General features: G+C 60.5%; 2 protein-coding genes. Both read right to left on the bottom strand.

Features of this window, described 5'->3' with window-relative positions:
- Positions 1 to 71: 71 nt before the first annotated feature.
- On the bottom strand, positions 72 to 3,770 hold the full coding sequence (locus ABX749_RS22940) for a S8 family serine peptidase (RefSeq protein ID WP_372898037.1): 3,699 nt from the start codon (positions 3,768 to 3,770) through the stop codon (positions 72 to 74).
- A gap of 81 nt (positions 3,771 to 3,851) precedes the next feature.
- The coding region (locus tag ABX749_RS22935; RefSeq protein WP_372898036.1) for a hypothetical protein at positions 3,852 to 4,633 on the bottom strand (782 nt) is incomplete at its 5' end.

Here is a 4,633-nt window from a genome sequence, read left to right as displayed (position 1 = left end):
GCCTTGGTCGAGGCCTGTGACCGCGTCTTGACTTTTTTACTGGCTGATTTGCGTTTTGCCATTGGAGTTGCCTAGAGGGAGGGACCACGGTGGAGGAGTGCGAACGGCTCATCGCCATGTGAGGGCGACTCCGCGTTCAGCGAGCGTGCGCCCAAGTAGGTCGCCTGTAAGGAATCGAATTCGCCGAGTGCAAACTCCTGTTGTCGGGCCAGCCGCGAAGAACTTTGCAGGCTTTTTCGAATGCAGTAACGTACGCTGCTGGCGCGCAGATCGGCGACGACGGTGCAGCCGCCTTCAAACGACATGCTGGGACCCTTGGGGTCACTGGGATCCACGGGCTGTGTGGTCGTTTGCAGCAGTCCCATCAACAGCTGGGGCAGCACGTCGCCATCGGGGCTGACGCGACAGGCGATCCGCGCCGAATGAACTTCGAACGACTTACTTGGATCGAGCCCCAGGAACCGGGCATCACGCTGCCTGTCGTCTGCCGATTTCAGGTGTCGACTGAGCCACGTGTGAAGCTCGTAACGCATCTTTCGTTGCAGTCTAAAAATCTCTTCTCGCGAATCCGCATACAGATGCTCGTTACCCGCGGCGCGCAGACTTTTCAGATATCGCATCAGTCCTTCGGAGGGCAGCGGGTCTTCCGACTCGGGTGATCGCCAGCGCAAACTGGCTTCGCTGAGTGTGCGGACGTCGTGTGGATAGATGCCACGCCGCCGGAACGCTTCGATGAACGAAACTCGATACCCCAAGTCGTCGTTGGTGATCAAGTCGTGATCGGCGGTGATGATCGCCCGCAGGTATTCGCCGAAGGTAATGTCGGTCGGTGGGCAGTAATCCAAGGCTCGGATACACATCGTCAACACATGCTGGGCTGAGCGTGTGACTTCGCGTGCCAGGCGGTCAACCAGATCGGGATGGATGGCGCCGGGGCTGAGGATGCCCGTGCCGCCGGTGGCCAAACGCAGCAAATCGGCGGTGCGGCGTTTGTAGATCGACAGGAACGCGTCGAACACGGCCGAGACGAGGATCCGTCCGCGGGCATGGGATTCTTCGGTCGTCGCGTATTCGTGCGGATCGGGCTCGCGCAGCTGCCATCGTCCGTCTTGGTTGACTTTGCCGATCGCATCACGCAGTGCCATTCTTCGGCCGGTCGCATGACCGAACTGGGATGCCAATTGCACCAGTAAGTTCTCTTGCGCGTCGATCGCCCCACGTGTGTTGGCGATTTGATGGGTGACCAGTTCTGGAAACGTAAAATGCTGCAACATTGCGACGCAATCGGCAAAGCCTTCGTGAAAGGCATGGACGTCGCGATTACTGGGCAACAGAAACTGACGGTGCATGCCGTCCAACAAGGCATGCGTGGTTTCGTGGGCGATGATGTCGTGTGATAGACAGGTGAAGATGCGCCCGCCCGGCAATTGGTCGCCGGGGCGATCGCGCGAGGCATTGAAGTAGCCGAACAACAATGCCACTTTCGATGGCGAATAATACGCATTGGCTTCGCGCAACGCGTGCGGGTAGACGCGTAGCCGGGGGACAAAGTGGGCGTCGTTTTTTCGATGGGCACCTTCAGCCGGTGGGCCGGGTCGCCACAGTGATTTGCGTCCGAGTGCCCGTTCGAAGTGTTTGATCGTCAGGCTGCAAACGGAATACACCATCTGCTGATGAAACTGCGGCGATCCTTCCGACGGGGGCAATCCGTCCTGGGCCAGCAAGGCCGGGGCATCCAAATCGACCGGTTCGTAGAAACAGCCGCTGGGCGGATCGACATCGACCACTTCCAAGTACTCGCCGATCGGTCCGGGTTGAAGTGTTTCCCAGGGCAGTTTCAGTGTGACCTCGCTGATGCCGGCCGTTTCCAGGGACGTCGTTAGACTGGGATCGACGGCGTAAGCGCGGAGGGTTCGAAAGGGCGGAGACGGCGGTTGGAAAACGCTCGCCGGCGGAGCGGTCTTGTCAGTTTCCGCCGGCGGCGTCTCGGTCGCAGGAGGCTTCGGTCGGGTCGGTCGGGGCGGCTTCCTCGTCGTCGCGTCCAAGTACTCTTTGGCCCTGGCTTTCAAGACCTTCGATGCATCGCGGTGCCGGCTGACTTGATCCAGAAACGCGATGATCTGGTCTTGCGACACGTCTTCGGAGGGGCGATCGGGATCGTCGACGGCTCGATCGAGTGGGTTTTCTTCCTGAGTACTGTTCCAACGCTGGATCAGCTGGGTGGCTTCCAATTGAAGCATCTTGTCTTCCGGTGATGGAGCGAGTCCGCGTCGGAACAGGACGTTGAGGAACGGGAAGCCGGCCGAGTCCCTCGGAGTCTTGCGCAGCGTGTCGCGGTCGGCCGGTGCGACTTCCAACGCCCGAAGCGCCTGCAGGATGCCGTTGCCCAGTTTTTCGCGGCTGCCACCATCGGCGGTCTTGTCGGCCGACAGGAACAGCGCCCGGCGGACCGCTTCGACACGCATCCACGGTTCCGGGTACTTCTGCGAATCGAACAAGTCGTCCGCGTGGATCTGCAGATACAACGCGGCCGCGGCGGCAATTTGTGGGGTTGCCGATGACGTGCCGGCACCGTCCATGCTGACCAGTTCGTTGCAGCCGATGCGGGCCCAGGGGACGTTGGGCGTGTACGCGCTGATCGCAGTGGCCATCGCCGATTGTGGTCCCCAGTTGCCCTGCATCGTTCCGAAGCTGAGGTCGTAGTAGGGCGTGCGGTCGGCCATCACGCCGCAGGCGGCGATGACACGTCGGAACCGTGCGGGGTAAACAATTTGGTGCGTGGGGACTCCAAAAAAGCCCGCCGAAAAATTGTTGCCCGCTGCCGCCACGTAGACGATCCCGGCTTCATAGGCTTGATTGACCGCATCGGCCCACGCTTGCGATGCGACTCCCCCCATGCTCATCGAAATCACGTGCACAGCAGTTTGTGTTTGCGTGCACAGTTCGACCGTGTATTGAATGCCTCGAGCGACACTGCTGGTCGTCAATTGCACGACGGAATTGCCGACGCGCACCGGCACGACGCGGGCCTGGGGTGCTCCTCCCAGCAGGCCATCGAATTGATACCCCGCGCCGTTGAACCGAAGGTGTCCGCCGGCGAGCAGTGCCAGTGTCGCCGTGCCGTGGCCGGGGTTTCGCAACGGGCCGGTGTTGCCGGGGTCACGCGCATCGTCGGGTGGACTGCCGTCGATGAAGTTGCGCTGAAGTCCCTTTTCGACGAAGTCCGTTTGCAAGGTCTGGTGGTCGGGGTCATAGCCGGTATCCAAATGGGCAATTCTCACCAGGGCAGGGTCGGCGCCGATTCGCGCCCGCGCGGTGGCTAACTGTGAAAACGCGTCGCCCAAGTGCCAGGCGAACTGCCCCGGACGAGTGGGTAGATCCCGGTTCTGATCGTCAAAGACACAAGCTTGGTCGGCCGCGGCAAGTCGCGTTTGGTGGCTTGGGATCAGGGGCAACCAGTCCTGCACAAGATCCGGTTCGATCAGGTCGGGGACGACATCACCAGCCAATCCGACTCCACGCGACATCATCTCGCGCGCGTCGTGCACCAAGTCCCAAGGATTCGCACCGTCGACGGATTCCTTGGGCCGCGCGAGCAACCAATCCTTTCCAGCGGACGTGGCGGCCAATCCTGTTTCCGTCGCTGAAGTCGAAAACAGCCATTCGAAGTCGAACTTGTCGCTTGACGGTGCGTCTTGTTGACCGGCCAGAGCCGGCGAATCGTTCGTGCCCCTCGGCACACGAAGTAACAAACCATTGATCGGTGGCATCCGAGGTGTCTCCCAAGGTTGATGATTCTGGCAAAGGTTGTCAGGCGTTCCCGATCCACGAGAGCGTCGATGCGTCAGGGATCACTCGTCACCGTGCGGGTCGTGCGCTGATGTTTCATCCTGGTCCTGTTTCTTCTTCTTCTTCTTTTTCTTGCGTTTGGGTTGAGGCGTCTCCGCGAGCGGTTCGTCGAACGTTTCAAGTTCGCTTCGATGAGTCAATGCGACGTACCACAACTGCATCAATGTTGTGACCGCCTTGGGGACGCCGGACCGAATCGATTCAGCCAGTTCTTGGTCCAGCCGATCGACGGAGTCTTCCGCCTGACTTCCATCGTCAGCGGGCGTGAACCGGTCGTGCGATTCGATTGATTTTTCGTGGTGAAGACAGATCGTGATCTTCGGTCGAGCGTTCGCAATGACGGCTGCCGAGAGACTGATGACCGAACGGGCGAAATGGCCGATCGCTTTGGCGTTCCAACGCATCGCCTCGCATTGATGGATCTTGGCGAGAGCGTCGCCTAGCTTCGTGGCCATTTTGTCCAGATCTGCATCAGCGATCTCGGTTGCACCACGAACCGTGACGGCGGTGATCAGCGATGCGATCTCTGCACAGGAACCTAACAGTCGCTCTCGGCCACCCGGGGCGAATAAGACGTCGGGCAGGTGGGCCTGGTCATTTTCGCGGCGGACGTAGGACGTCGCCAACGCTGCCAAATGCGCCGCCATCAACGGTTGGTTCGCGACACCGGATCGGATTGATGTCGCGGTCCGCCGTAAATCGTTCCACAGCTCGACCAGTTTGGAGTCCGAGGGGGAGGACATCTCAATGACGTCGATAGCGCTCGCGTGTTCAGAGGCGGGGC

Origin of the sequence: Stieleria sp., assembly GCF_041595215.1 — a bacterium.
Lineage (GTDB): Bacteria > Planctomycetota > Planctomycetia > Pirellulales > Pirellulaceae > Stieleria > Stieleria magnilauensis.
Note: the sequence above shows the minus strand (reverse complement) of the source record. Positions and strands in the feature narration are given on the sequence as shown.

Bases quoted from the DNA above. Each gene is read 5' to 3' on its own strand.
- ABX749_RS22940 (WP_372898037.1), bottom strand. From the start codon at position 3,770: ATGCCACCGATCAATGGTTTGTTACTTCGTGTGCCGAGGGGCACGAAC.